The 26,788-nt window shown below is 42.1% G+C and carries 22 protein-coding genes; 9 read left to right on the top strand and 13 right to left on the bottom strand.

The window, feature by feature from the left end; genetic code table 11:
• Nucleotides 1-159: 159 nt before the first annotated feature.
• Nucleotides 160-723, top strand: a complete 564-nt coding sequence (locus FNW02_RS03675; RefSeq protein ID WP_191756226.1) for a hypothetical protein — start codon at nucleotides 160-162, stop codon at nucleotides 721-723.
• Nucleotides 724-731: 8 nt separating this feature from the next.
• Here the strand turns inward: FNW02_RS03675 and FNW02_RS03680 are convergent, their stop codons facing one another.
• From FNW02_RS03680 to FNW02_RS39460, 4 genes are all read right to left on the bottom strand, one after another.
• Complete coding sequence (locus FNW02_RS03680) at nucleotides 732-1,880, bottom strand: histidinol-phosphate transaminase (protein WP_191756227.1); 1,149 nt, start codon at nucleotides 1,878-1,880, stop codon at nucleotides 732-734.
• Nucleotides 1,881-1,965: 85 nt separating this feature from the next.
• Nucleotides 1,966-2,646, bottom strand: a complete 681-nt coding sequence (locus FNW02_RS03685; protein WP_431356787.1) for a YqiA/YcfP family alpha/beta fold hydrolase — start codon at nucleotides 2,644-2,646, stop codon at nucleotides 1,966-1,968.
• 45 nt (nucleotides 2,647-2,691) lie between these two features.
• Nucleotides 2,692-4,068 (bottom strand): glutathione-disulfide reductase, encoded by a 1,377-nt coding sequence (gene gor, locus FNW02_RS03690; protein WP_191756228.1) that lies wholly within the window; start codon nucleotides 4,066-4,068, stop codon nucleotides 2,692-2,694.
• Nucleotides 4,069-4,664: 596 nt separating this feature from the next.
• Complete coding sequence (locus tag FNW02_RS39460; protein ID WP_191756229.1) at nucleotides 4,665-6,188, bottom strand: FecR domain-containing protein; 1,524 nt, start codon at nucleotides 6,186-6,188, stop codon at nucleotides 4,665-4,667.
• A 465-nt stretch (nucleotides 6,189-6,653) separates the two neighbouring features.
• On the opposite strand from FNW02_RS39460, the gene FNW02_RS03700 reads away from it, so the two are divergent.
• Nucleotides 6,654-7,973: a porin family protein gene (locus FNW02_RS03700; RefSeq protein ID WP_191756230.1), complete on the top strand. Its 1,320-nt coding sequence runs from the start codon at nucleotides 6,654-6,656 to the stop codon at nucleotides 7,971-7,973.
• 46 nt (nucleotides 7,974-8,019) lie between these two features.
• Here the strand turns inward: FNW02_RS03700 and FNW02_RS03705 are convergent, their stop codons facing one another.
• Nucleotides 8,020-8,838, bottom strand: a complete 819-nt coding sequence (locus tag FNW02_RS03705) for a sulfurtransferase (protein ID WP_191756231.1) — start codon at nucleotides 8,836-8,838, stop codon at nucleotides 8,020-8,022.
• Between the two features lie 111 nt (nucleotides 8,839-8,949).
• Between FNW02_RS03705 and FNW02_RS03710 the strand changes: the two genes are divergently transcribed.
• The 3 genes from FNW02_RS03710 to glmU all read left to right on the top strand — a co-directional run bounded on the left by FNW02_RS03710 (nucleotide 8,950) and on the right by glmU (nucleotide 13,395).
• Complete coding sequence (locus FNW02_RS03710; RefSeq protein ID WP_191756232.1) at nucleotides 8,950-9,900, top strand: tRNA (5-methylaminomethyl-2-thiouridine)(34)-methyltransferase MnmD; 951 nt, start codon at nucleotides 8,950-8,952, stop codon at nucleotides 9,898-9,900.
• Between the two features lie 761 nt (nucleotides 9,901-10,661).
• Nucleotides 10,662-11,894, top strand: coding sequence for a response regulator (locus FNW02_RS03715; RefSeq protein WP_191756233.1), 1,233 nt, complete (start codon nucleotides 10,662-10,664; stop codon nucleotides 11,892-11,894).
• 118 nt (nucleotides 11,895-12,012) lie between these two features.
• Entirely contained in the window at nucleotides 12,013-13,395 is a 1,383-nt protein-coding gene (gene glmU, locus FNW02_RS03720) for a bifunctional UDP-N-acetylglucosamine diphosphorylase/glucosamine-1-phosphate N-acetyltransferase GlmU (RefSeq protein ID WP_191756234.1), read from the top strand.
• Between the two features lie 17 nt (nucleotides 13,396-13,412).
• On the opposite strand, the gene FNW02_RS03725 is transcribed toward glmU, so the two are convergent.
• The 3 genes from FNW02_RS03725 to FNW02_RS03735 all read right to left on the bottom strand — a co-directional run bounded on the left by FNW02_RS03725 (nucleotide 13,413) and on the right by FNW02_RS03735 (nucleotide 15,755).
• Nucleotides 13,413-14,369: an isoaspartyl peptidase/L-asparaginase gene (locus tag FNW02_RS03725; protein WP_191756235.1), complete on the bottom strand. Its 957-nt coding sequence runs from the start codon at nucleotides 14,367-14,369 to the stop codon at nucleotides 13,413-13,415.
• 222 nt (nucleotides 14,370-14,591) lie between these two features.
• Nucleotides 14,592-14,756: a DUF2256 domain-containing protein gene (locus tag FNW02_RS03730; protein WP_191756236.1), complete on the bottom strand. Its 165-nt coding sequence runs from the start codon at nucleotides 14,754-14,756 to the stop codon at nucleotides 14,592-14,594.
• A gap of 570 nt (nucleotides 14,757-15,326) precedes the next feature.
• On the bottom strand, nucleotides 15,327-15,755 hold the full coding sequence (locus FNW02_RS03735) for a tudor domain-containing protein (protein WP_191756237.1): 429 nt from the start codon (nucleotides 15,753-15,755) through the stop codon (nucleotides 15,327-15,329).
• Between the two features lie 536 nt (nucleotides 15,756-16,291).
• On the opposite strand from FNW02_RS03735, the gene FNW02_RS03740 reads away from it, so the two are divergent.
• The 4 genes from FNW02_RS03740 to FNW02_RS03755 all read left to right on the top strand — a co-directional run bounded on the left by FNW02_RS03740 (nucleotide 16,292) and on the right by FNW02_RS03755 (nucleotide 20,166).
• Nucleotides 16,292-17,400, top strand: a protein-coding gene (locus tag FNW02_RS03740) for an IS630 family transposase (protein ID WP_191756238.1) whose coding sequence is annotated in 2 segments (ribosomal slippage) — nucleotides 16,292-16,703 and nucleotides 16,703-17,400 — 1,110 coding nt in all. Because the reading frame shifts where the segments join, the coding sequence is not laid out codon by codon here.
• Nucleotides 17,401-17,988: 588 nt separating this feature from the next.
• The gene (locus FNW02_RS03745; protein WP_191756239.1) at nucleotides 17,989-18,939 is read left to right on the top strand and encodes a molybdate ABC transporter substrate-binding protein; all 951 of its coding nucleotides are present in this window, start codon (nucleotides 17,989-17,991) and stop codon (nucleotides 18,937-18,939) included.
• Complete coding sequence (locus FNW02_RS03750) at nucleotides 18,932-19,147, top strand: hypothetical protein (RefSeq protein WP_191756240.1); 216 nt, start codon at nucleotides 18,932-18,934, stop codon at nucleotides 19,145-19,147. The genes FNW02_RS03745 and FNW02_RS03750 overlap by 8 nt, the downstream gene beginning before the upstream one ends.
• Nucleotides 19,148-19,329: 182 nt before the next feature.
• Nucleotides 19,330-20,166 carry a PEP-CTERM sorting domain-containing protein gene (locus tag FNW02_RS03755; protein WP_191756241.1) on the top strand — a complete coding sequence of 279 codons (837 nt, stop codon included), beginning with the start codon at nucleotides 19,330-19,332 and terminating at the stop codon, nucleotides 20,164-20,166.
• 222 nt (nucleotides 20,167-20,388) lie between these two features.
• Here FNW02_RS03755 and FNW02_RS03760 read toward each other — a convergent pair whose 3' ends face one another.
• The 5 genes from FNW02_RS03760 to FNW02_RS03780 all read right to left on the bottom strand — a co-directional run bounded on the left by FNW02_RS03760 (nucleotide 20,389) and on the right by FNW02_RS03780 (nucleotide 26,667).
• Nucleotides 20,389-20,598: a TOBE domain-containing protein gene (locus FNW02_RS03760; RefSeq protein WP_191756242.1), complete on the bottom strand. Its 210-nt coding sequence runs from the start codon at nucleotides 20,596-20,598 to the stop codon at nucleotides 20,389-20,391.
• A 129-nt stretch (nucleotides 20,599-20,727) separates the two neighbouring features.
• A complete protein-coding gene (gene nifN, locus FNW02_RS03765) occupies nucleotides 20,728-22,041 on the bottom strand; it encodes a nitrogenase iron-molybdenum cofactor biosynthesis protein NifN (protein ID WP_191756243.1) in 1,314 nt (437 codons plus the stop codon).
• Nucleotides 22,042-22,191: 150 nt separating this feature from the next.
• Nucleotides 22,192-23,532, bottom strand: coding sequence for a nitrogenase iron-molybdenum cofactor biosynthesis protein NifE (nifE, locus tag FNW02_RS03770; protein ID WP_191756244.1), 1,341 nt, complete (start codon nucleotides 23,530-23,532; stop codon nucleotides 22,192-22,194).
• A gap of 331 nt (nucleotides 23,533-23,863) precedes the next feature.
• The gene (gene nifH, locus FNW02_RS03775) at nucleotides 23,864-24,841 is read right to left on the bottom strand and encodes a nitrogenase iron protein (protein WP_191756245.1); all 978 of its coding nucleotides are present in this window, start codon (nucleotides 24,839-24,841) and stop codon (nucleotides 23,864-23,866) included.
• 566 nt (nucleotides 24,842-25,407) lie between these two features.
• Nucleotides 25,408-26,667, bottom strand: coding sequence for a substrate-binding domain-containing protein (locus FNW02_RS03780; protein ID WP_191756246.1), 1,260 nt, complete (start codon nucleotides 26,665-26,667; stop codon nucleotides 25,408-25,410).
• Nucleotides 26,668-26,788 lie beyond the last annotated feature (121 nt).

The following is a 26,788-nucleotide window of genomic DNA, read 5'->3' on the forward strand; positions in this document are numbered from 1 at the left end:
TCACTCAATTACTGAACAACGTCTATATTTTTCCCATTTTAGTTAAATTATCCTGCAAAATTTTGATAATAAGAAAACTCAAAAACTTAATTTGATGTAAAATCTAGTTCTGTTTGGAAGTGCATACTACTACAAAATTCATTAAAAGTTTGAGAAAACATGGATAGCGAAAAGCGTCGACGCTATCAAACTGCTATGTTATCAACTTACTACCCTGACACCAGTTTCCTTGACCATCTTGTCATGCACGATGGAACTGAGCAATCGCAAGGCTCGGATATCCTCACACTTTTGCACACTGGAAAAGTTTTCATCGTCAATAGTCGTAAGCGGAATGGACTAATACTCTTTAAACGCTACCACGCGGAGTTTGCTGGGCCTGGAGCAGCAGTGGGTGGGGATTACGATTGTGATTGCCATAGGGCACTGCCCATAGGAAATGTTTCTAATCAGTTTTTATTAACTCCTGAATCTAATGAGGAGCGCCAAAAGGCTTACTTGATTCGACGACAGTGGATTCGGTTAATTAAGCAAATTACAGAAAACCCGGTGCCCCAGCAGCGAGTCCAGAAAATTCTTGATCAATTTGAACAATATTTCCTACCAGAAATAGTGGCTGATTTGCCGGATGTTGCTTTTGCCCTTTTAGTGGGTGTACTGCCACAAACAGTCGGAACAGTACGCCGTTTTGGCAACGAGCTAGATGGCAGGTTTAATTCTTGAGTGAATCGCTAAGAGTCAAGATTTGCCAAAGCAGCTTGTACTCGTTTTAAGGTGCGAGCATTTTCTTCGGTCGTCCCGACAGTAATTCGCAATCCTCCGCTAATTTGTCGAACAAGAGTGCCATACTCTCTGAGTTTTTGGTGTAGCTTTTTTAAAGCAGCGTCTTGGGGATAAGAACCTTTTGGTTTGAGACGCAGATAAATAAAGTTAGCAGTACTTTCTGCAATTTGTAATGTTGGATGTTGAGATAAAGCTTCGATAAGTTTGGCTCGTTCATTTAGGGTGTGGCGAATCGTCTCAAGTAAGAGTGTGCGGTTTTGCAAAGCAACTAATGCTGCTGCTATGGAGAAGCTAGGAAGATTGTAGGGTAAGCGGACTTTTTCTAAGATGGCGATCGCTTCTGGATGAGCAACGCAATAGCCAACGCGAAGGGCTGCCAATCGGAAAGCTTTAGAAAAAGTACGTAGTATAATCCAGTTAGGATGATGTGCTAATTCACTAACTAGGGTATTTTGACTGAATTCAAAGTAAGCCTCATCAATTACTACTAAAATATCCTCGCTCAGATTTTTTAACCATGTTAACTCTGCCATGGTTAAGCTGTTGGCAGTTGGAGAATTGGGATGTACTACAAAAACCACTCGAATGGGAGGATTTTGAATTTGTTCGATGGCAGACTGTGCAGCTTTTAAATCAATTTCAAAATTTTCTTCATTTCTGTCCACCGCTACTACAGGGATGCCTAAAGTTTGTGCCAAAATTCCGTACATAGAGAAAGTAGGGTTGGCAACTAGAATGCAGCCTTCTCCTTTAAGACAGGTGGCGATTAATAAGGAGCGAATCAGTTCATCTGAACCATTGCCCACAGAAATATTGGCAGAAGTGAACAGGGATGGTGAAAGGGTCGCTGACTCATTGACGTACTCGGCGATCGCATCTTTGAGTGTCTCGTGTCCGCCATCAGGATAACGATTTGTTTCAATTACTTGCTGATACGTCCAGACTAGTTTTTCTTTTAATTCAGGTGGCAAATCATAGGGACTTTCATTTGTATCCAGCCGATCAAACTGCGTGGGAACAGCTCCGGCTGTATCACTGCTGGGGTGAGGTTTATACGCGTGTAGCTTAGTTAAATCTGATCGGATGAATGGAAGCATAATTTTAGTAATTTGTTATTAGTAATTTGTCATTTGTCATTGGTTATTCAACAAATGACAAGTAAGAGTTTAATATTTTACAGCTTCAAGGTAATTGGCAGAAGAGGCGAATTGCTTGCCAGATCTCTTCCATAACATTACCCAAAGCATGATTATCCTCTAGTTCTACTAATTCCACCCAAGGACGCGATCGCGCAAAATCACGACTAGCTTCAATAGGGATGACTTCATCATGCTTTCCATGCAGAATAAGGGTAGGGATAGGACGTTGCAAAAGTTCCTCTTGGTATTGAGCAGCGTCTTTAACGAAATCGTAACTTAGGGGCAGTGATCGCCCCTCCCCATAGTGGTAGATCATGAGATATTTTTCCCTTTGCCAACGCTTCACCTCTTCATCTGTTAACTTGGGCAACCAATGAGATAGAAATCCAAAGGCTGGTGCTAGCAAGACTAAACGTTGTACTTGTAAATATTGCTCTCCTAAATGAGCAGCTGTCAAACCGCCCAAACTTGAGCCAATCAGTACTACAGATGCACTATCATTACTGAATTCTGCGGCTACTTGTGTTAGTTGACGAGTGATTGTCAGATGAGAAAAATCGCTAGCGTTAAGATCAGGAATTTTTAGGTTTGTTTGAATTTGGGCAAAGTGATCGCCTATATCTTGTGCTTTAGCAGATTTAGGACTGGAAGCAAAGCCATGAAGATATACGAACTTGGTTTTCATCAAGCTTTCTTGTGAGGGTTGTCCTTTGTCATTTGTCATTTGTGATTTCAAAGGACAAATGACAAAAAACTAATGACCTCGTTCTTAACGTAATGTGACGAATTCTTCTGCTGCTGAGGGATGGATACCAACGGTAGCATCAAAGTCTTTTTTGGTTGCGCCCATTTTGACTGCGATCGCTACCCCTTGTATTATCTCAGCTGCACTTTCTCCAACCATGTGAGCGCCCAGTACTTTATCGGTGTTGCTATCAACCACCAATTTCATCATTATTTTCTCTTGTTTCCCAGTCAAACTGTGGTACATGGGGCGGAAGCGAGTGCTATATATTTTTACAGCATCGCCAAGTTGTTCTCGTGCTTGCACTTCTGTCAACCCGACTGTAGCGGCTTCGGGTGTGGAAAATATGGCTGTTGGAACAGTTTCGTGACTGAATACGCGGCGGTTAGTTCCGAATTCGCTATCAGCAAAGGCGCGACCTTCACCAATGGCCACAGGAGTTAAATTTAAGCGATCAGTGACATCGCCCACGGCAAAGATATGCGGTTGACTAGTTTGACTATATTCATTGACTGCGATCGCATTCATGGTTTTATAGCCAGGCCCTTCGACGGAGCTAGGGACGACATCTACTCCAGCATTTTCCAAACCTAGTCCATCTACATTGGGAATCCGACCAGTCGCTACTAAAAACACATCGGCAATTACTGGTTGTTGGTCTGCTTGAGATAAAGTCAGTTTCAACCCTTCCGGCACGCGTTCAACTGCTTTTACCACATTGTTCTTGATCAACTGAATTCCGTGGTTCGTCATACCTTCTTCAATTCCGGTACGGATGTCCTCATCAAACCCCTTCAAAATTTTTTCACCTCTAGTAATCTGCGTCACCTGAGAACCCAAACCGCGCATGATACAAGCAAATTCCGTGCCGATATAACCAGCGCCAATAATGACTATATGTTTCGGCTGTTCTTTGAGATGAAAAATTTCGTTAGAGGTAATTCCATATTCCATACCTGATAAATCTGGTTTCACAGGACGCCCGCCAACAGCAATTAAAATTTTGTCCGCTGTCACTTTGCGTCCATCAACTTCTACGGTATGAGGGTCTACCAGACTAGCGCGATTGGGAATTAGTTCGACTCCTGCTTTTTCTAAAAAGCTTATGTGTAGCTGCGACAGTCGTCGAACTTCTCTATCTATAGATGTAATGAAATGTTCCCAGTCCAATTCTGCATTACCCACTTTCCAGCCATAACCTGCGGCATCATCGAATAATGCGGGAAAGTGAGAGCCATAGACCATGAGTTTTTTGGGAACACAACCACGAATCACACAAGTACCGCCAACTAAGTCGTTTTCGGCGATCGCCACTTTAGCCCCGTAGCTAGCCGCTCGTTTGGAAGCTGCCAAACCCCCAGAACCAGCACCAATTACAAACAGGTCGTAATCAAAAGTCATAATTTATTTATCTCTATTAGCAACAAGTTGGTTCCTGGGAACTTATACCATTTCACGAAAAATCTGATGCGGATGTAGGTTGGGTTAAGGTACGAAACCCAACGCCTCAAAGTCTTGTAATTGTTGGGTTGAACTAAGTGAAACCCAACCTAAGCATCTGTTTCATTCTTTTCTGGAATTAGTATTACACAGAGAACTTAATTGAACTACAAAGGATATCCGCTGAATCCTTTGCAAATCCTGTCCTTGATTTAATCTAGCGTTAGCAGATGCTCTCCTGTCAGTCGTGAATCTTACTTTTTGCTTTTACTTTAGTAGAGATAGTAGCTCAGAAATTCACAATGAAGAAACGCAATCTCAGTGAACATTCAGTCAATAGCCAGAATACAAATCAAAGCAAGAACAGCTTAACACTTGTCATATTTCCGCTTCTAGTGTTGGGTGTAATTTGCACTCCATCTGTGTTTAAGAAATAAAGTTTTAGTAGTAAAAGAAGCAGGCTCAGGCTGTCTCCTTGTCCTTTACAAAGAGAAATTAACTGATGAGGAGCTCTATTACAGACTACCTTAGCAGTTTTATATATTTGGAGAATCAGTTTAATTATTGATGGGTGGTGTGTTGTCAGTTGGTTTCTCGACGGGTGTGCTGTCAGTTGGTTTCTCAACGGGTGTGTTGTCAGTTGGCTTCTCGACGGGTGTATTGTCAGTTGGCTTCTCGACGGGTGTGTTGTCAGTGGGATTTTTAACAGGTGTATTGTCAGTTGGTTTCTCGACGGGTGTGTTGTCGGTGGGATTTTTAGCGGGTGTATTGTCAGTTGGTTTCTCGACGGGTGTGTTGTCGGTGGGATTTTTAGCGGGTGTATTGTCAGTTGGTTTCTCAACGGGTGTGTTGTCAGTTGGCTTCTCGACGGGTGTATTGTCAGTTGGCTTCTCGACGGGTGTGTTGTCGGTGGGATTTTTAGCAGGTGTGTTGCCAGTTGGCTTTTCGACAGGTGTGTTGCCAGTTGGCTTTTCGACAGGTGTGTTGCCAGTTGGCTTTTCGACGGGTGTGTTATCGCTGGGATTTTTAGCAGGTGTGTTGCCAGTTGGCTTTTCGACAGGTGTGTTATTGGTGGGATTTTTAACGGGTGATGTGTTATTTTGTGAGTTTTGGTTTGTCGGATTTTCTGCTGAAGAGTTTTGAGGTGTTGTTGAAGTTCTACTAGAATCAACACCAACGTTATTTTTCGGAGTATTTACGTTGCCGTTACCATTTGTTGTGCTTTGCTGGTCAGTATTTGTCGAGGCTTGTCCTGTTTTCTCTGAGGAATTGGCTGAAGAATTGTTTGTGATAACGTCTTTACTGGGCGAGTTTGAAGGACTAGTAGTTAACTGTACAAAAGAAGGATTTTCAATTACTCCCTCGCCTGTTATGGGTGGCTGTGCTTTTAAAGCCGCAGTAGTTTCGGCTTGAACACTAGTGATGGCAGGATCAGGCGTAGATGTGGGATTTTGTCTATTCAAATCAAGTTCCCGAACTAGCTCGCTCGTTTCATAAAAATTTTTCAGATCAAAATCATATAAGCTTTGAAATTTACCTTTAACTATAACTATCATCTGCCCTGCTTCCAGCACTTGAGTTTGAGAAGCTTCTTTATTAGAAACTTCAATGCCACTATTTGTCAGCGCACCCACAATTGTGGTGTCTGTTTGTTGGTTGTGGCGCACAAATAATGCTGAACCACGAATCGCTGCTGCTGCACTCGGTGTTTGTATACGCGTTTGCCCTCTTCCAGGTGGGATGAGCAACAGTACAGTCCCGTTTGAGAGTCTAAAATCGCGAGTCTTTGGCAAAAATTGAAATACCGCTTGTTCTCCAATCCTTGCCAAAGAGCCATCATTGAAACGCAAGTCTGCTAGAGAAGCTCGACCAGTTGACAGCCCATCCCCAGGAATCATTGCATCTAATTTGCGTGCGGGACGCTTCTTTAGGTTATCTCTGGGTATCAGTTGCACTAAATTGCGGAGATTCTGAATCTCAGCTCTTGTCAGAGGAGTTATGGCACTTGCCCGATTTGACAAAGGCAGCACTACAATTCCCCAAAAACCAATAATTAACAGTGGAAACGATTTATGAAACATAGTTTGTTTGGGAACTTATGAACTTCAACTGATACCAAACAAGTTAATCATAGATTTTAATATTAAAGGTTCAAGCAGCTAATAACTGTTACAGCAAATTTTTTCGGGTAAATTTATCTGCATTTTAGTGTACATTTAATAGATAAAATAGACAATAAATACACTATATTTAGTTTGTTTAAGTTTTTACTCGAAAATTGACATACTATGAAATAAAGTCTGGGACAAATTTCAAAGTTAATACTAAATATCAACAGTTAAATGAGGAGTACCTTACAGATAATCCTTATCTAATTACCTAAACCACAGGGTGGGTATGCGTAACAAGAAGTTGTTGAGGAGCTGTATAAGGTGACTCACTGGCTAAATTTCAGTAAAGTCAGGCAGAAATTTTATTTTCTGAGTTGGAACTTCCAGTGCAACTTGTGGGTCTACATCTGCCAGATGCGATCAACACCTTCAAAGATGCAAATGAAGATCTGGAAAAGTTTGTTTTTTTGGATTTTGTTAGCATTCAGTGGTGGAAGCTGTTATTGCATTAAAGTAGATGCGGCAGAATCAGCAAATACAAATATATGGCGTCATCACAATAATTTTGCACCGAAAATAACATCTTTCGCTAGCAAACAAAATCATCAGCAATGCCAGCAGTTAGAGCAAGAAGCAATTAACTCTTTTTGCAAGCAGTCTAGTGAGTCACAGAGTTTACGCTCTCAGATTCCGTCAAATCTGACACAGCAAACACCACCAACAACTGAGCAAACTCCAGCACCAACAGAAAATTCTAGAGGTAATCAAGAGCAGGATGACCTGCCACAGCTAGAAGTACAGCCAAGCAACTTCCCTGCTTCTTCTGACTCAATAGAGCAACTATTAAATGCTCCTGAGATTAATGAGTCTGAAAGACTAGAGAAACTCTGGCAACTGTTGCAAGAGCAAAAACAGCCACCTCTTGAGTCTGATAGCGATCGCGAATTAGGACTAAGGCTACGACCACGACCCCTAGAACAGCTGCCACCACCAACAGAACAGCCTTTAGCTCAGTTTAAACCTATAGGCTACCTACAAGCTCGTGTTGGCTACTTTCAGACAAGTAATATTTTTTCCTCCAATGATCCTCCAATTGAAGATGGTTTGATTTTTTCTGGACTAAGACTAGCCTCTGCATATTTCCCTTTGGGATCTAAGACTTATTTAAACGGGTCAATTGATGGCAACCTAATTCGTTACATAGATCAATCACAATACAATTACAACCAAGTAAGATTTAATGTCAGTCTTTACCAGCAGCTATCGCAGCGAATGTACGGAAGAGTGAGTTGGAGTAATCAACAGTTATTTTATGCCAACAACAGCGATCGCTTAGATAGTTTTAAAGCTGGCGATCGCTTCTTAGGTGAGAATTCCTTGCAACTGTCTTTGGGACGGCGAGATCCTCTAACTTCAAGATTGACGTTAGATAGCTTCTACGAATTGAGTGTGAATTTTGCTGACCCCGAAAGCAGAAATCGCGTGATCAATTCCTTTTGGATTTCTTTAAATTACTACTTGCAAAAACCGCTTCAGGTTGGTCTGGATTACCAATTTAGCTACTCTGACTTTACGCAGCGCGAGCGAGAAGATCAATTTCATCGGCTATTTGGGCATTTGAATTATCAAATCTCCAACTCCATAAATATGAATGTACAGGCTGGAGTTACATTAGGTAGTTCTACCGCTCAAAACATTGATTTTGATGGCTGGTTCTTTAGTGTCAATTACAATTTGGAATTGGGTCAGTTTTAAATTTGTCATTGGTCATTTTTTCTTGCTCTTTGATGATTACAAATGACTACATATAACTAATCCAATCACTCCAGCTACCAGCATAAAGTTTACCCTTACTTATGCCGGCTAGTTCCAAAGAAAGTAAATTCACACAAGCGGTTACACCAGAACCGCAATAAACTAAAATTTCCTCGGCTGTTTCTATTTCCTCCCATCGACGGCGTTGCTCTGATTGAGGAAGTAAGTAACCGGAGTCTGTAATTTCTTGCCAGGGATAGTTAACTGCGCCGGGAATATGACCGGCTATTTTATCAATTGGCTCTCGTTCGCCTCGATAGCGATCGCTCTCTCTTGAGTCTATCAACACTACCTCTGGACTATCTTTCCGATTTTTCACCGCTATAATATCTACTACCCTGTCTATTTGTACTTGAGCTACGAATGTACCCATTTTGGGGCTAGGAAGGACATCTGTGATGGGATATCCGGCTTTTTGCCATCCAGCAAAGCCTCCATCCAGTACAGCTACTTGCTCATGTCCTAGATAGCGTAACAGCCACCACAGACGAGCGGCAAAGGCAAAGCGCGAATCATCATAAGCTACAACTAAAGTTTCTGGGGAATTTACTCCAATCGCCGATAATTTGTTAGCTATATCATTGGGATTAGGTAAAGGATGTCTCCCGCCATGCTGACCTACAGGACTGGAAAGATCTTGATTCAAATCGAGGTAATAGGAATTCTTTATATGGCTCGCTTGGTACTGTTGTCGTCCTAATTGTGGATCGGCTAGAGAAAAGCGACAATCTACAATGATGACTTGCGGATCTTCAAGATGTTCAAACAGCCACGTTGGCGAAACAACAAATTGGATATTTGTCATAAAACCTTGCGATAGTATTTGGAAACCCAGTAGCTTTAGCCCTGGTAGGGAAAATTAACGGGTACTTTAGCCTTGGGTCAGTGAATTGTTATTATCAGTTTTATTTGTCAAATGTCAGACTTGGAAAATAATTTCACACCTAAGCTCACAGCTGATGGTTCATTCACCTTTACCTCCAATGAGTTTGGCGAATCTTTTCACAGCCATTATGGAGCTAAGCAGGAGAGTTTTTTCAAGTTTGTAGTTCCCACTCAACTATCTACAGCTGCACATAAACCTGTATTACGGCTATTCGACGTTTGTTATGGTCTAGGATACAATACAGCGGCGGCTTTACAGACTATTTGGGCAATTAATCCTAATTGCTGTGTTGAAGTAATTGGTTTAGAACTGAATCCGTCTGTGCCAAAAGCTGCGATCGCTCATAATTTGTTCGATAATTGGAACTGCAATCATACCGGCATTTTGACCCAATTAGCTTTTGAGCATCAAGTGCAAACACCTTGCTTGAAAGCAACACTACTAATTGGCGATGCTAGAAGCTCGATTGCATTGGTACGTCAGTCAGATTTCCAAGCAGATGCGATTTTTCTCGATCCGTTTTCACCACCTCAATGTCCTCAATTATGGACAGTTGAATTTATTCAACAACTGTCATTGTGTTTACATGAAGACGGTTTCCTAGCCACTTATTCTTGTGCTGCTGCTGTACGAACAGCATTATTGGCAGCTGGCTTGGTAATAGCTTCTACTTTGCCAGTGGGAAGGCGATCGCCCGGTACAGTAGCAGCCCATAATAGAGCAACAGGAGAAGCATTGGATTTCCCCTCTGCTCCTTTGCCTGTCTCCCCCTCCTCTTACCCACTCTCTCAGGCAGAAAAAGAACATTTGCTAACTCGCGCTGCAATTCCCTACCGCGATCCCAAATTGAGCGATTCTGCTGAACTCATAGCAATGCGTCGACAACAAGAGCAACAAGCCTCATCCTTGGAACCTACCTCTCGTTGGCGAAAAAGGTGGCTATTGGGAATTGAAGGTACTGATACAAGCACTAGTTCATAATAATATCTGGTAAACAATCCTAAGTTACGTATAATAATTTACGAAAATTTTGATTTGTGTTTCTTAACTGGTTAAGCAATGAGTTTTGATAACCTAAATCAATTAGATTGCTAATAAGTAGCCAAAAATACACATTTGTTAGTTGTATTTACTAGGTTTCATTGTTAGCTAAGGAAAAACACTTATACATTTATATAATCACTATAAAAACTTTAAATTTAAACCCCAATACTTTGATATGGACTAAGCAATTAAAAGATTTTTTAGCACTGCTATATTAATCGATATCCGTAAAAAACCTGATTTAACATTTGCGCGGATTTATCATACTGGAATTTATAGCCGAAAAATTAGACAGCAATATTCCCCTGGTTCTTGTAACATAAAAAACATGCTGTGAATGCCTCGGTTGAGCAGTTTGATCAGCTCTCAGACTTATAAATTGCACATTCTATTGTGTACCCCTTTGGGGAAGCAAGCGACAAAGCAGCGTCGGTTACAAGAGAAGGTTGGCAAGAGCAGAGTCGGCGATACTCCGCCTCCGGTCAAGTTTTACTCTGAACTGGAGGATTTTTAACCGTAACTAACGGAAACATCTCTAGTTCAGCTTTTGAGAACCATAACGCATAATTATGTATATTAAAGAGTAAAAGTTATGATATGTGACCCTTATAAAAATACTGGCTTAAATATAGTCAAAAGCTAAACTTTTTTTTGAAATTTGACGCTGTTAACTTTTTCAATAAAATTGCAGTGCCTTTATGATTCAATGGAAATCCAACCATACAGGCTCTACCGAACAAATTATTAGTGGGTCGAACCCTCTAAGTAAAGTAAAGAGTATCGGTTCAAGTCACGCCGTAGAATTGCAAAATGTAGAGGGTTATTCCTTGGGCTTATCTAAAGAAGACCTTATGCTTGAAGATACCCAAGCAGTGTCTTCTTGGATAAAGGCTGATGTTAATGGTGGTGATGATTCATTGGTATCTAGAATCCTACAAACCAAAGGTTCTAAATTGAATGGCTTTGACTCAGAGCCACCCAAGGTTTTAGTGGTTGATGACCATGCTGCTAGTCGCATGACTGCTGTTGCCCTTTTAGCTATGGAAGGGTACGAAGTAATTGAGGCAGACAGTGGTTTCATTGTTGTAGAATTAGTGACGCAAAAACAACCGGATCTAATTTTGCTGGATGTGATGATGCCGGGGATGGATGGATTTGAAGTGTGCCAGTTGCTCAAGCAGGATGAGCAGACTAGGCTAATACCAGTAATTTTTGTTACAGCCTTGAATGATAGGCGATCGCGCATCCGGGGAATTGAAGTCGGAGCGGATGATTTTCTGACCAAGCCCTTTGACCGTGTGGAATTAGCAGCGCGTGTTAAATCCTTAGTGCGGCAGAAGCGTTTGAATGAAGACTTAGATCATGCCGAACAAGTACTGTTTTCTATTGCCATGTCGATTGAAAGTCGCGATCCTAATACGGGCGACCACTGCGAACGACTGGTCAAACTGGGACAAGCATTTGGGGAATACCTCAATCTTTCACGCTACCAAATTCGGGATTTGATGTGGGGTGGTTATCTCCACGATATCGGTAAAGTGGGTATTCCCGACGCGGTGTTGCTGAAAAAAGGCAAACTCACCCCCGAAGATTGGAAAATTATGAGACAGCATGTTTTGATTGGGGAAAAAATCTGCCAACCACTACGCAGTATGCGGGGTGTAATTCCAATCATTCGCCATCACCATGAGCGCTGGGATGGCTCAGGCTACCCCGATAGACTTAAGGAAGATAACATTCCTTTTTTGGCGCAAGTGTTTCAGTTAATTGATATTTACGATGCCTTAACCAGCGAACGACCTTACAAGAGAGCTTTTACTTCAGAAGAAGCGCTTTTAGTGATGCAAGAAGAAACTGATTCTGGTTGGCGTAATCCCAAACTAATGCAGCAGTTTACAGAGTTTATTAACTCTTTTGAGGATAGAGAGTAGTCAGTAATCAGGAGTCTTTGATATTTCTGTCTTCGACAATTAGCTGGTATGATTTGAGCCTAAATCTCAAAGCACCAACAGTATTTATCACAGTTTTATTGATAGCTGATAGCTAATTATGGTAGTTGTAGCAATTCTAGCGGCAGGACGCGGCACACGGATGAAATCAAACTTACCCAAAGTTTTACATTCTTTGGGTGGGCGATCGCTAGTAGAGAGAGTTATCGAAAGTGTAGAACCACTTTCGCCTTCACGGCGGATAGTGATTGTGGGGTATCAAGCCGAGGAAGTCAAAGCCGCCATGCATTCAATCCCCACCTTGGAGTTTGTTGAGCAGACTGTGCAACTAGGTACTGGTCATGCAATCCAGCAATTACTTCCTTATTTAGAGGGTTACACTGGGGATTTACTGGTACTAAATGGCGATTTGCCTTTAGTACGTACCGAAACCCTCCACCAACTGTTACAAACTCATCAAGAAAATCAGAACGCTGCCACCATCCTCACCTCGCACCTAAGTGATCCTACAGGCTACGGACGCGTTTTTTGTAACGATGAAAGTGTTGTTCAGCAAATTGTTGAACACAAAGATTGTACGCCTGCCCAAAGACAAAATAGCCGGATTAACGCTGGAGTTTATTGCTTCCGGTGGCAGAATTTGGCAGAGATACTACCGCATCTCCAGGCAAACAATGCCCAAAAAGAATATTATCTTACCGATGCTGTGACTCAGGTTGGCAAAGTCATGGCAGTCGATGTGAAAGATTACCAAGAAATTCTTGGTATTAACGATCGCCTGCAACTAGCAACAGCATACGATATTTTGCAAAGACGAGTTAAGGAAAAATGGATGCTGGCGGGTGTCACCCTGATCGATCCTACAAGCATCACTATTGATGAAACGGTGGAATTACAGCCGGATGTAATTATTGAACCGCAAACACACCTGCGGGGAAAAACCACAATTCAAACAGGAAGTCGCATCGGGCCTGGGACTTTAATTGAAAATAGCCAAATTAGTGAAAATGTCACTGTCAAGTATTCTGTGGTGACGGATAGTATTGTACAGGCAGGCAGCCGGATTGGCCCCTATAGCCATTTGCGCGGTCATGCACAAGTAGGTACTGGTTGCCGTGTGGGTAATTTTGTGGAATTGAAAAATACTCAGTTAGGCGATCGCACAAATGTGGCGCATTTATCGTATTTGGGCGATACCATTACGGGCAATAAAGTCAATATCGGTGCGGGGACAATTACTGCCAACTATGATGGCGTTAATAAAAATCGTACCATCATAGGCGATCGCACTGGTACAGGCTCTAATACTACCTTAGTTGCACCATTAACTCTCGGAAACGATGTTTATGTAGCAGCAGGTTCGACTGTTACAGAAGATGTCTCTGATGATTCATTGGTGATTGCCCGTGAGCATCAAGTGATCAAACCGGGTTGGGTATCAAAGAAACGTTCAGCCCAAAGCCAACAACCGAAATCTAGCTGACAGCTTCAGGCTGATAGCTAAGACAAACAGCCAACTTCTGTACTTTCAGGAAGTTCCAAAGTATCACTTACTCTTACGCCATCGTGGAACGCAGCCAGTAAGACTTGGCTGGTTTTACCCCAAGCGATCGCCCCACTAGCATCTAGAGCGATCGCTCCCAAATCCCGCTTGTTCTGGTGGGCTTCCATGAATGAGCGCTGCATGGCATCCTTGAGGGACATCCCATCAGTGACGCGCACTACAATCCTTGCTGCTAAGCACTCATCAATAATGTCTTCTCCAATACCAGTACAGCTGACCGCAGCATGACCAGTTGCATAGTTACCTGCTGGCATAGCTGAATCACTTACCCGCCCAATTCGCTCAAAGCCTTTACCGCCTGTGGAAGTGCCAGAGGCTAGTTTACCATAGCCATCTAAAGCTACTACTCCGATGGTGCCGCGTCGAGCGTTACTGGTTTCTACCAGTTCGGGTTCTGCTACTACACCAGCCATCGTACTTTTAAAGTTATCCTGGCGTTCCTGTATCCATTCTTGCAACCGCAAATCAGTTAGAGCATTATAAATCGGAATTTGCATTTCTCGCGCCAACTCAGCTGATCCGTAATCCGACAGCACTCGGTCTGGGGAGTTTTGTAAAAATTGCGCCAACTCAATGGGATTTTTCACACGTGAGATATTAATCACGCCACTGAAGCGCCCTAAAGCACCATCCATCAGAGAAGCACTCATGCGGATTTGACCATCAGATTGCAGTACTGAACCAGTGCCAGAATTAAAACGGGGGTCATCTTCGAGTATGTAGCATCCTTGCACCACTGCCTCGGAGGCAGTTGCTCCAGACAATAGAAGAGAATAAACTTCTTCTACTACCTTATGGAGCGATCGGCGCACTACCTCTATTCCCCCTTTCCCGTGGAGCGAACTACCAGCCCCTCCATGAATAATTAATTTAGGTTGCACCTGTAGCTTCATCTATCTCTTGCGCTATTTGCGTCTCACTTGCGGTTCATTTCACTAGGGATTGGGTATTGGGGAGCCACTGCGTTCCTGTCGCCCTGCGTCGGAAGCGCAAAGCTTAGAGCGGCGATTCTTGCCGCTCTAAGCTTTGTAAGAGAAGCAAGCGGCGTGATTGGGAATTGGGTCTTGGGAAGAATTTAGTTCCCAAGATTAGTCCTAATCCCCAGTCCCTAATCCCTAGTCCCTAGTCACTGTAATTTCAGAACGACGACGGCGACAACGTTCTGAACAGTATTTCACTTCGTCCCAGCAATCTTCCCATTTCTTGCGCCATGTGAAAGGACGTTGACATACCGGACAGATTTTTGTGGGCAGGTCAGATTTAGAACGAGCATGTCCCATATGAACACTATGCGGATTAGAATGTTATTCCTGAGAGAGATGGAAGATAATTATAACCAGTTTGTTACAAAGGGAGGATACTTTTAACAAACAAATGTATAGTCAATATCTCTATAGGCTTATTTCTTGACTACCTACTTGGAAAGATAAAACTATAGGCAGATGCCTCAACGCTCAAATAAGTTTGTGTATCTATCCAGCGAGGGTTTTTCGTAGCATTGTCAGGAAACAAAGAGATAAACCAACAGAAGTTACAAAAGACGAGTGCTCATCAGCGTAAGCTTGCCGATTTTGAAGCTAGGCGATCGCCTTTTTCAGTTTTTTTGTAATTGCTAGGCTGCGATCATCGTATGCGATAACTTTTTTGCAAAGGAAGAGATTGGCGCGATCAGCGAAAGCCAAAACTGCTCTCTTGTCAAAACTTGAGAGCAGTTTTGCATTTAAAAAGACTACTGATGAAAAGTCCTGGAGTCGTAGCGTTTTCGTGTTGACTGTTGACTGTTGACTGTTAACTGTTGACTGTTAACGAACCTCATGAGTGACTGTGCAATTTAAAGGCGTAATAGCTTATTAGCTTGTTGCTGTTGGTTTTTTTCCATTCCCGTTGCTGTTCACACTGGCAACAAATGACACTTGCTGTGAACTGGAAGTCGGCGACTCGCCTCGCAGTCCCTTGCGGCGTTGGTTCTTAGGAACTCCTCCCGCCATGCCGTACTCTATACTACTTTTGCCATATCGAGTTGCAACTCCCAACAGCATGTGTTCTGCCATATCTGCCAACTCGCGCTCGGTTTCTAGCATTTCACAGTAGAACTTATCTAAGCTGGAAAGGGCGCTGTTATATGTATTCTCTCTGGTTCGCATCGTCTCAATGAGAATTAAAAAGGCAGTTAGGGTGAGTCCATTGCCTAAATCTAAATTTGGATCGATTGAATTTATGCCAGCAGCACGGCGCACTGCTTTTTCTAACATCTTAGAGGTTCTTTTTTGACGAGCCATGATGTAGACCTCGGAATTTACTACGGTTAATATTCTTTACCTTAAAAAACTTACGTATTAATTGGCTTGAGAGAATTTTGGCAAATCTGCAATGCCTTTTGCTACAAGCGCGATAGTTGTCATGAGTGCAGGAATTACTGTAATGAGTTAGCAAACAGGTAAATTTGGAAACAATTTGCCTGTTTGCTTGCGGAAAACACCAAAATGAGTACGCGATCTACTGAAATGAGAAAGCGATTAAGCATTTTGAGAAGCCAATATGCCTTTTTGCTTGCGGAAAACACCAAAATGAGTACGCGATCTACTGAAATGAGAAAGCGATTGAGCATTTTGAGAAGACAATATGCCTTTTTGCTTGCGCGATCTACTGAAATGAGAAGGCGATCGAGCATTTTGAAAAGCCAGTATACCTTTTTGCTTACTAATAGAACTTACGCACTGAATCCTGAAACCTAGATCCCCCCTAGTAGTCCACCAAGGTAATTTTGCTGGGTAAGCCCATTTAATTGATAAACTAGTCAAAAAAGGGGTTAAGCATGGCAAAAAAGTATATTGTAGATTTAAGTGAAGAGGAAGTTTTACAACTGCAAGCAATCCTAAAAAAAGGAAAGCACAAAGCAAGAACTATAACCCGTGCAAACATTCTTTTGATGGCGGCTGAGGGAGAAACGGACACAGCGATCGCTGCCGCAGTTCGAGTTCATGTTGCCACGGTGGAAAGGACAAGAGAAAAGTTTGTGATTGGAGGATTAGAGTTTGCTTTAAAGGATGGGGAACATCCAACAAAACCTAAAAAATTAGATGAAAAACAAGAAGCATTTTTGATAGCAACTGCTTGTTCAAATCCACCAAGTGGAAGAGTGCGCTGGACAATGCAATTATTAGCAGAGCACTTAGTAAACATTGGGATAGTAGATTCAATCTCCGACGAAACAATACGCCAGACTCTAAAAAAAATGAAATTAAACCGTGGTTAAAAGAACAGTGGTGTATTCCAGAAATTAACGCAGAGTATGTGTTTAGGATGGAAGATGTGTTGGATTTGTACAATGAGCCATATGATCCGAAAAAACCTACGCTCTGCCTAGATGAACGCCCATATCAATTAGTAGAAGAAGTTAGAAAACCAATACCCGCAGAACCAGGGCAGGCTGAACGTTATGATTATGAATACAAACGCAATGGAGTCGGAAATTTATTCGCCCTTTTTGAACCTTTAGCCAGTTGGAGACATATTGAAGTCACACAGCGTCGTACAAAAATAGACTTTGCAAAACAATTAAAAGACTTGGTAGATGTTTATTACCCCCAAGCTGATGTAATTCGTTTAGTCGTTGATAACCTAAATATTCATACTCCAAGTGCATTATATGAAGTTTTTTCTCCTCAAAAAGCACGCCGAATTATTCAAAAAGTAGAGTTTCATTATACTCCCAAACACGCATCTTGGCTGAATCAAGTAGAAATTGAATTATCCGTTTTATCTCGCCAATGTTTAGAACAGCGTATTCCTAATGTAGAGATATTATCTTCTGAAATTACTGCTTGGGAGACAGAACGTAATCAAAAAAAAGCTAGTGTTTATTGGGCTTTTAAAACCAAGGATGCACGTAACAAAATGCAACGTTTATATCCTAGCGTTTAACCTAGCAAAGTTATCTTGGCAGACTACTAGCCCACGCCAGTCGCTCATGGGGGAAACCCCCTTGGCGCAGCCTCTCGTAGAGAAGACCGCGCTGGCTCCCCTTAAAAGGGGGGAAACTTCTAAAGCCCCCTTTTTAAGTGGGTTGGGGGATCTGAGTGCGTAAGTCCTGACTAAAATCAACTCGATCTATTTTTACGATGCAGTGACTAATTATAGCGATGGTGAAACATAAAATTGCAGCAAGCGATCGCCGCATCATTGGCGAGATTATTCAGGTATAGCCCGATTTATTAGACGTACAGTTGACGGTTAACAGTCAACTGTCAACAGTCTTTCGTGTTATCCCATCCCCTTTTAGGAGTGGGATGAGCTTAACAACTCAGTATTTGCCTACCCAATTAAATTGATTTTTTCCAACTTAGTTGGTATGATAACGACGAGAGTAAAATTACGTATATGTGCAAATTATTAATGCAAGCATAAATGAAACAAATAAAATTATAGTGCTCAATAAGACTAATAATTTGAGCTTGATTGACCAAGAATTAGTTTATTACTAATACAAATAAAACAGAACTTTATACCAGTATGAAAAAGCAACTTTTTGCCTTTTCATTGATAGCTTGTGCTGTCGATGTTATATTACCAACCCAGTCTTTTGCTGTCACCTTATATGGTGCAGGTAGTTTGCGGAATAGCCTTACAGAAGTGGCACAAGCTTTTACAAACGAGTATAGTATCAACGTAGATACATACTTTGGGCCATCAGGTTTAACACAACAAAAGATAGAGCAAGAGATACTGACTAAAGGTAAATCAGCTGATGTTTTTGCCAGTGCTGATTTAGGTAATCCCCAAAAACTCTTTGAAAAGGGTTTGAGTGGGCCTGTTAAAAATTTCATCAGTAACCGCATAACAGCTATTATCAGGCCAGGATTAACTGATGTAACATCAAATAATTTATTAGACTTGCTTTTAGATACCAACATCAAAGTTGGTATTTCAACACCTGGAGCTGATCCATCTGGAGACTATGCATGGCAGATATTTGATAAGGCAGATACGGTTAAACCAGGTAGTGCTCAGATTCTCAAGAATAAAGCTTTACAATTAGTTGGGGGAAATCCCTCTGCACCATCAGTTCCAACTGGGGAAAATAATCTAGTCTACTTCCTTAAGAAAAATTCCAAGGTAGATATTTTTTTAGCCTATTACACCAGTGGCAAATCTGCTCAAGAACTGGAACAAGGTAATGATTTGCAAATAGTAGATTTACCCGACTATTTAGCAACAAAGGCTGATTATGGACTGACTATAGTGAAAAAGGCTGACCCTGATAGTCAAAAACTAGTTGACTACATCCTTTCACCAAAGGCGCAAGACATTTTGGTTGATAAGTATAAATTTACACCCCCCTCTACTGCGGTTCCTGAACCTATTAGTATAAGTGGAGCAATTCTTGCAGTTGGTATAGCTTTTGCCCTGAAGAAAAGACAGGCATATTTCAAAAAGCAATCAGTCAAAGTAGGGGATGTTTAATAACAAGCGGCGTGGCGTAGATGGTCGTTTGAGCGGTGTGCTTTCAGAAGTTGCTAATGCTTTTACCCAGGAATACGGGATTCCTGTTAGAACAGAATTTGCCTCTTTTGGTTCACTCAAAGATAGATATGCGATCGCACTAAACCAAAGCAACTTAAGTGGAGAAGTCAGAAATTCGTCAGTAATCCTATCTATGCGATTGCCATAGCAAAGGTTTCACTCACAACAGAGAATCTGCCTGATAAGTTTCTCGATCCCAATATTAAATTAGGCATTACCCGACCTGTAAGCAATCCTTTAGGAGATTACGTTGTCGAAGTATTTCACAAAACCGAGAATCTTGTTTGATTTTGAAACAAGCTGTTAGTTAACCCAACGAGGAAACAAGCGATGAATAAGTTAAATATATTTCCTTTCTTTTCTCAAGCAATAGTCAAGATTAGTACAACTTTGATAGCAGGACTTGCATCTAGCCTATTGCTTTCTAGTCCTATCTATGCTGCCACGTTTGGTACTAACTTGATAGTTAATGGCGATGCAGAACAAGGACAAGGAGATCCAATCGGTAATGCTGTTGGGGCTGATATACCTACTATCCCTGGCTGGACTTCAATCGGTAGTTTCAGTGTATTAAAGTACGGGGCAACAGGTTTTAGCTTTACCAACCCGTTAGGCAATGTAGTAAATGTTACTCTTCCTGGCACTGATGTTCCCGGGCCAAGCGATGCCTACGGCAACCCCTCTGATGTACGCGGCGCTAATTTATTCTTTGGCGGCGCTGATAGAGCTTCTTCTAGTGCTTCACAACTAGTCGATGTATCTGATCTAGCTTCAACTATTGATGCAGGTCAAGGTACATTTAACTTGAGCGGCTGGTTAGGCGGATATAGCACCGATGAAGATAGCGCAGCACTAAACATTATTTTCCTCAATCAAGCTACTCAGTCTTTAGGTATAGCTAGTATTGCTTCGCCGACTGCCGCGCAAAGAAACAACACCACAGGCTTGTTTTTACAGTCAGCTGATGGCTTTGTACCTATAGGTACACGTCAAATTAATGTACTGTTGAATGCCAATTACACAAGAGGACGGGTTAACGATGCTTATGCAGATAATCTTTTATTAGTAATTACTAAAGTTCCAGAACCATCAATTTCAGGTTTCTTACTAATTGGCACATCTTGTCTAACAGCATGGAAATTGCGTAAACATCGCCAAGTATTGTAGTAAATTGCATCAGAGCAGTTCCCGAATCGGATTCAATAGTTGCTACATTAGCAGCTGTTGGTGTTGGTTTACTTCTGTATAACCTGAGGGGCATTATCACCATGCGCTAGCGCCAATATAGTTTATTTATATGTACACTGAAGGGGTTGCCGTAGCCATCCCCACAACATTAACAAGGGGCAGTTTGATTGCCCCTCCTTTAATAAAATGTCAACAATTACTTTAATCTACGGCAATCATGACATCTGATGATTTGACTATAGCGTAAACTTGTTTGCCTTCAGTAAGTTTTAAATTTTCTGCTGATGATTTGGTAATAATAGCAGTTACCTCTACTCCTGGTACTATTTCTACTGTAACTTCAGTATTTACGGAACCAACGACAACGTTTTTCACAGTTCCTTTGAGAGCATTACGAGCGCTAACTTGCATCTTAGATCCTTTTTCTTGGCTTTTTCTTTATATGTAGATAATAGCAATTAGTTACATTTATATCCACATCTATAGGTAGAAATATTAGCGCATTTTCTATACCAATTAGTTACTTTCCCCTAGTGCAGGTTAGTGATAAGAGGATATCATCTGTGCCTCTAAAAAGAGGTTGCCAATATCAAATAAAAGCTGCATTGTACCTTGGTAGCTAACTTTGGTTAACTGGCTATTACCCAAGCGGTCAAAAATGGGAATCCCTTGACGATAGAGAGGAATTTTTAAGCGTTTGGCGATCGCAACTGCGTGGGAGTTGGCAATCAGCAGGTCAGACCCAACCGCTAGTTGCTCAAAATCTTCAAAATCACCTATTGTAACACTTGTAATTGGAAGTTTTTCCAACACAGGAGAGCGTGTTGTCGTTACAGCTGAGTGAATTTGAACCCCCATCGATTGCAGGAAGTAAATTGTTGACCAGAGTAAGTCTGGTTCTAATGCTAAGGAAACGCGCTTGCAACCAAAGTAAGAATGAGTTTCCAGCATCAAATTTTGTAGCTGACGGCGTTGGCGGCGATATTTTTCTGGTACGCTGATGCCACTGATGTCTGCTAATGCTTGCAAAAATTTATCTGTAGCTTCTAATCCCGTCAGTTCACCAAACACTTCATAAGGTATACTGAAGCTCTGTTCTAAAATTTGCGCGCAACAGCGCATACTCTCGCCTAATGCTAGAGTAAAGACGGAACTGCCAATTGAGCGCAATTGTGCCACAGTAGTACCATTAGCTGTAATAGAACTATTAGAGTCATGAAAGTTAGCTTCGAGTATTACAGACAGGTCAGGGACAATGATCGCCTGCAATCCAAAAGAGCTAACAATATCTTTGATCTCCTGTACATCTCCTGAAGTAAAAGCCGAACCAGCCAAAATAGTAATTTGTTTGGGATAACAGGCTAGGCTTTCACTTATTGGCGAAATTTCTTTGACTATGCTTTCCACAGCTGCGGCAAACCCATCTTGTAACGTCCCCTTAAAATCCGGTGTAGAGACTGGCACAATTGGCAAATAATCGAGTTCTGGGTGATTTTGGCGAATCTGTTTGACAAAACCTTTCATATCATCGCCTCTGGTTTCTGTCAATCCTGTTGTATAAAGACCAATAATTTCTGGCTGGTATCTCTGCACCAATATCAGAATTGCCTGTTCAACTTTCTCTTCACCACCCAAGATAGTTGCAACTTCTGTCATGGCTGTACTGGTTAGAGGAATCACCTCACGCAAATGCTGTACAAGAGGAATTTTCGTAAAAGCACTACAACCAGGAGAACCGTGTAATAACGGCAACATTCCCTTCAATCCTAAAAAAGCTAAGGTTGCACCTACAGATTGGCTTTGCTTGAGGGGATTAACTGCAACTGATGTACTTGTAACACTAAGAATGGCCATATTTAATCTCCAAGATGCAATTCAAACTTGTTTTGAATTTTGAATTGATTAGTGCAGTGTGGTGGAAACAACTATTTAGTTGAAAAAGGTAACAATGGCTTACTATACAAATAATGTTTTTTCTGCCATCAGCATAGCTGCCTTCTTACATCACTCCCAAGGTGCAGATTTACGTACTTGTTTCCAGATAGGGCTGTAAAGACTTGCATACAATTGTTGTGACACTGCTAAAATTCCTGCATACCCCGCATAAGAATGATGAAGTTCTTGGTTAATATCTAACAAAGGAACCTGAGCATCCAAGGCAGTGGATTGATAGCGATCGCTAGCAATTAACATCTCAGCTTGATGTTGATTAATTAGCTGTAAAATGTCTCTAGGACTTTTGTATTCCAGAATGATGGCATCCTCACCCAATAAGTTTTTAATTCTGGCTCTATCCTCCTTTTTCATCTTTTGAGCACTAACAGTAATTACTTCCATTTTGAGGTTATTGGCTGCCGAAATCATCGCCCAACTCTTGAGACTTTCGCTCAAAATGACAATACGCTTACCCTGGAGGCGATTTCCATAGGGAGCAAGTTGCTGCGCTAAAGCCGCCGTTTCTTCAGCAATCAACTTTTCTGTGTGTTCTTGTAAGTTGGAGTCGCCTAATTTCGCTGCAATATTCCGCAGACATCGGCTTATATCTTCTATCCCACAAAAAGATTCTTCAATGTAGGGAATACTAAAGCGCTCCTCCATCTTTTTCGCCATTTTTACTAGTGGTTTAGCAGAAATTATGACATTTAGCTTGGCGCGGTGAGCGTAGCAGATTTCTTTATAAGTAGCATCGCCAGTAATTTTTGCCAGAACTCGAATACCCAACTTTGTCAACAGTGGCAGTACATTCCAGATAGCACCAGCAACGTTATATTCACCAATCAAGTTAATATCGTAAGGTGTGGTAAATTCTGGTTCATCTGTGCCAATTACATGTTCTAGCAATGCTTCCCCAGCATTACTAATACCTAGATTGTAATGACCAAGAAACCCAGGAGAATCTACAGGAATAATCGGCGTTCTTGTTTGCTCAGTAGCCGCAATACATGCTCTATTGATATCATCACCAATCAAAGATGAAACACAAGTAGAGTAAACAAATACTGCTGTAGGTTTATAGCGTCTGACTAATTCTAGAATGGCTCTTTGAACTTTTTTCGCACCACCGAAGATAATATCGCTCTCTTCCATATCAGTGGTAAAGCGGACTTTGTGTATTACCGAACTAGAAGACAGACTACCGCGACTTCCCCAAGATTTGTTGATGCAGCCGCTAGGCCCGTGGATTAAATGAGCAGCATCAGTAATTGGAACTAGGGTAATCATTGCACCATCAAAAGCGCAATCCTCTTGACCCTCTGGTTGAATGGGTATCATACCAGACTTATTTTCACTTTCTGATTTTTGCTTATTAGGTTGGTCATTGATTTCCTCTTGGCTAGTTTTCATTGCGCTGTTGAAGATAGGTGTACATTGTGAATGAACTGTGTTGGGTCATATTTCTTGTCTGTGTTATGTATTTGCAGATATATAACTGAGTTGCTAAAACAGGTGATTTTCGTTTTTAAACTCATTAGATAAAAGGGAATAGGAAGAGGAATTTCCCATTCCCGAAGAAAATAGACACCAACCAAGTAAAGAAAAATTAAACTATTTGTTCCGCAGTTGCGATCGCAACTGTAAATTAGTCATTAGACTACCTCCATATTTGTTCAACGATGAGGGTCATTTGAACTATTTACCCACCTGAATGCTTACTTAACAAGCAAGAGTAAAGGTTTTACTTCTTCTCGCTACCAGCAACAATCTCTACATTGCCTTTTTTCAGCGCTTCTAGTGCTTCGCCTTGGGAGTCTTCTAGCTTCTTCTCAGTATCAGCTTGAGCATTGGCAGCACCTATCAGTTTTGCAGCATTTTCTTCGCTTTCGAGAATACCAAATTCAATCAACAAATCTTCTAGCTCGTCCATCTCAATAGGTGTGGGAATGGCAAGATTTGTATTGTTGATAATCTTGTCCGCTAATGTCCGGTATTGATTAGCTTGATTGCTATCGGGTGCGTACTCATTGACAGTCATCCGCCGCAATTCGGCATGTTGCACAATGTTGTCGCGGGGAACAAAGTGAATCATCTGAGTACTTAATCTGGCTGCCAATGTGCTAATCAGTTCGTCTTCCCGGTCAGTATTACGACTGTTACAAATTAGACCACCCAAGCGCACACCGCCAGTATGGGCGTACTTGAGAACACCGCGAGAGATGTTGTTAGCAGCAAACATCGCCATCATTTCACCAGAGGTAACGATGTAGATTTCTTGGGCTTTACCTTCACGGATAGGCATAGCGAAACCACCACACACAACGTCACCTAACACATCGTAAGATACGAAATCTACATCTTGATATGCACCATTTTCTTCCAAGAAGTTGATAGCGGTGATAATACCGCGACCGGCGCAACCTACGCCAGGTTCAGGCCCACCAGATTCCACGCATCTTATATCCCGGAAACCAGTGATAACTACTTCTTCGAGTTCGATATCTTCCACAGCACCCCGTTCAGCAGCGAGGTGCAATACGGTGGTTTGAGCTTTACAGTGCAGAATCAAACGGGTGGAGTCAGCTTTCGGGTCGCATCCGACAATCAAGATGCGTTTACCCACTTCTGCCATAGCAGCTAGGGTATTTTGGGAGGTGGTAGATTTACCGATACCGCCTTTACCGTAGAAAGCAATTTGTCTAATTCTTTCGTCCGACATGATGATTTATTCCTACAATTGTTTGTTCGGTGGGTCTTTTGGTTTATCAGGTATTCACACCGTTGATTTGTTGTGAAGTTTTTGCTTGTCATTTGTCCTGATTAATGACAGCAATGCATCGAATGTACGGTTTTAGCTAATGCGTCGCCGTGTTTTTCTTACTTACACTGCATTTGCTGCTCTCTGCATAGAGCCAGATATGCTTGTGGAGTACTGCTTAAGGGATATTGCAAGTGTTACCAGACTCCTAGTCAGATGATTCTTTAGGAAATAGTGATTCTATTTCACAATAGACAGAAAAACTCTATATCTCCCGATTTAGCAACGTCGTTAGTTGTTGTAACCAAATCCCATTCGGTTGCTCATACCTAATACCAATTCCAGAAAAGAATGAAACAGATGCGTAGGTTGGGTTGAACGAAGTGAAACCCAACAATTACAAGACTTTGAGGCTACATCCGCATCAGATTTTTCGTGAAATGGTATGAGAGTGATTGCAGCAGGAATTCAAATTTATGCAGAGTTTTTTCCTAAACCACACAACCAACCTCGCATTGCAATCCACTCTAAACGGTCGCTACAACTTCCCCGATTCTGCTAATATCGTAGCCGCCGAGAATTTCAAATTGTGAGTGAATCATCCGATGTCCCAAAGTACTAAGCAACTGCTGTACTGGCGCTTCTTCTAGATATTCCTTGAGAATCACCAAGTCGTATCTTGAGTGATGTAAGGGGATAAATCCCAGCCCAAAGGCGGCCGCTACAGATGCCGTGCTGATACCTACATCAGCAACCCCTAATGCTACAGCTTGGGCAACATCTTGGTGACTTGTGACAATATGGTCAAAACCCTGGACAGCATGGAACGGTATCTGTTGCTGTTCGAGTTTTTGTTCCAAAAGTAAACGAGTACCAGCACCGATTTCGCGGTTGACAATGGCGGCTCCCCCTGCAACTAAGTCAGTAACCGTTCTAATTCCCATCGGGTTGCCAGACTGAACTAAAAGCCCCTCCTCCCAAACACCGAGAGTAATCAAAACTGCTCCCCTTCCAGCCAGAACATCTCGAACAAAAGGAGTATTATACTCATCAGCTTGGGAGTCATAAAGATGCATCCCAGCGATGTGAGCTTCACCTCGGCATAGACTGTCCAATGCAGACATACTGTTGGCAAAATTAAATTGCACTCGCAGTTGGGGATGCCAACGTTCGGTGGCCCTCGCCCAAAGTGAAATCACAGGCGCACAGCCAGCAATCACAACGGTGTTGTGAAGTGTATCCAGATTATCGTTTAGGAGCCGGACTCGAACTTTATCTGTTTGGCTAGTACCTTCTCCCTTCGGGTGATGCTCGTTCTTCGCTAATGGCAGTTTGCTTACGCCTCTGATTACGGGTGACGCTCCTACGTCGCTACCGCTTATGCTAAGGCCACTCCCTATAACTGGGTGGCTAACTGCAACTGCCTCACCATCAGCCGGAATCATGTCTTGGCGAAAAGCATCCTTGCCAATTAAGGGATAAGCTATCCATTGTCCTCCCACGCGAGCCAAACTGACTCGCGTCTGCTGACCAGTAGCGGCAGGTTTGGCAAGGACTGCTTCAATTTCAAGTAAATCCCGCTCTAACCAGAATAAATCCTCAACTTGACAGCCAAGCGCCTTCGCCAAGCGAAGTGTTATGGCCACTGAGGGAGCGTATTGTCCCGACTCTACACCACTAATAGTCTGACGGGTAACTCCAGCTAGATTAGCCAAATCTTGTTGGCTCATGCCTAGGCGGGTTCTAATTGACTTCAAGTTGTTACGAAGATCATTATCCTGCTTCATTGGCTTTATCTCTCAGTTTCAAAAAGCCGTAGCGGATTTAACAAAGCATCTGCCAAGGCGAAAGCATAGTCTTTGAGGCTATATCATTTCTCTGTAACGACATGACTGTGCTTTCGTTGTT

It is taken from the genome of Komarekiella delphini-convector SJRDD-AB1 (assembly GCF_014831675.1).
Taxonomy (GTDB): Bacteria; Cyanobacteriota; Cyanobacteriia; order Cyanobacteriales; family Nostocaceae; genus Komarekiella.

Bases quoted from the DNA above. Each gene is read 5' to 3' on its own strand.
- FNW02_RS03675 (WP_191756226.1), top strand. From the start codon at position 160: ATGGATAGCGAAAAGCGTCGACGCTATCAAACTGCTATGTTATCAACT.
- FNW02_RS03680 (WP_191756227.1), bottom strand. From the start codon at position 1,880: ATGCTTCCATTCATCCGATCAGATTTAACTAAGCTACACGCGTATAAA.
- FNW02_RS03685 (WP_431356787.1), bottom strand. From the start codon at position 2,646: ATGACAAATGACAAAGGACAACCCTCACAAGAAAGCTTGATGAAAACC.
- gor (WP_191756228.1), bottom strand. From the start codon at position 4,068: ATGACTTTTGATTACGACCTGTTTGTAATTGGTGCTGGTTCTGGGGGT.
- FNW02_RS39460 (WP_191756229.1), bottom strand. From the start codon at position 6,188: ATGTTTCATAAATCGTTTCCACTGTTAATTATTGGTTTTTGGGGAATT.
- FNW02_RS03700 (WP_191756230.1), top strand. From the start codon at position 6,654: ATGCAAATGAAGATCTGGAAAAGTTTGTTTTTTTGGATTTTGTTAGCA.
- FNW02_RS03705 (WP_191756231.1), bottom strand. From the start codon at position 8,838: ATGACAAATATCCAATTTGTTGTTTCGCCAACGTGGCTGTTTGAACAT.
- FNW02_RS03710 (WP_191756232.1), top strand. From the start codon at position 8,950: ATGTCAGACTTGGAAAATAATTTCACACCTAAGCTCACAGCTGATGGT.
- FNW02_RS03715 (WP_191756233.1), top strand. From the start codon at position 10,662: ATGATTCAATGGAAATCCAACCATACAGGCTCTACCGAACAAATTATT.
- glmU (WP_191756234.1), top strand. From the start codon at position 12,013: ATGGTAGTTGTAGCAATTCTAGCGGCAGGACGCGGCACACGGATGAAA.
- FNW02_RS03725 (WP_191756235.1), bottom strand. From the start codon at position 14,369: ATGAAGCTACAGGTGCAACCTAAATTAATTATTCATGGAGGGGCTGGT.
- FNW02_RS03730 (WP_191756236.1), bottom strand. From the start codon at position 14,756: ATGGGACATGCTCGTTCTAAATCTGACCTGCCCACAAAAATCTGTCCG.
- FNW02_RS03735 (WP_191756237.1), bottom strand. From the start codon at position 15,755: ATGGCTCGTCAAAAAAGAACCTCTAAGATGTTAGAAAAAGCAGTGCGC.
- FNW02_RS03745 (WP_191756239.1), top strand. From the start codon at position 17,989: ATGAAAAAGCAACTTTTTGCCTTTTCATTGATAGCTTGTGCTGTCGAT.
- FNW02_RS03750 (WP_191756240.1), top strand. From the start codon at position 18,932: ATGTTTAATAACAAGCGGCGTGGCGTAGATGGTCGTTTGAGCGGTGTG.
- FNW02_RS03755 (WP_191756241.1), top strand. From the start codon at position 19,330: ATGAATAAGTTAAATATATTTCCTTTCTTTTCTCAAGCAATAGTCAAG.
- FNW02_RS03760 (WP_191756242.1), bottom strand. From the start codon at position 20,598: ATGCAAGTTAGCGCTCGTAATGCTCTCAAAGGAACTGTGAAAAACGTT.
- nifN (WP_191756243.1), bottom strand. From the start codon at position 22,041: ATGGCCATTCTTAGTGTTACAAGTACATCAGTTGCAGTTAATCCCCTC.
- nifE (WP_191756244.1), bottom strand. From the start codon at position 23,532: ATGAAAACTAGCCAAGAGGAAATCAATGACCAACCTAATAAGCAAAAA.
- nifH (WP_191756245.1), bottom strand. From the start codon at position 24,841: ATGTCGGACGAAAGAATTAGACAAATTGCTTTCTACGGTAAAGGCGGT.
- FNW02_RS03780 (WP_191756246.1), bottom strand. From the start codon at position 26,667: ATGAAGCAGGATAATGATCTTCGTAACAACTTGAAGTCAATTAGAACC.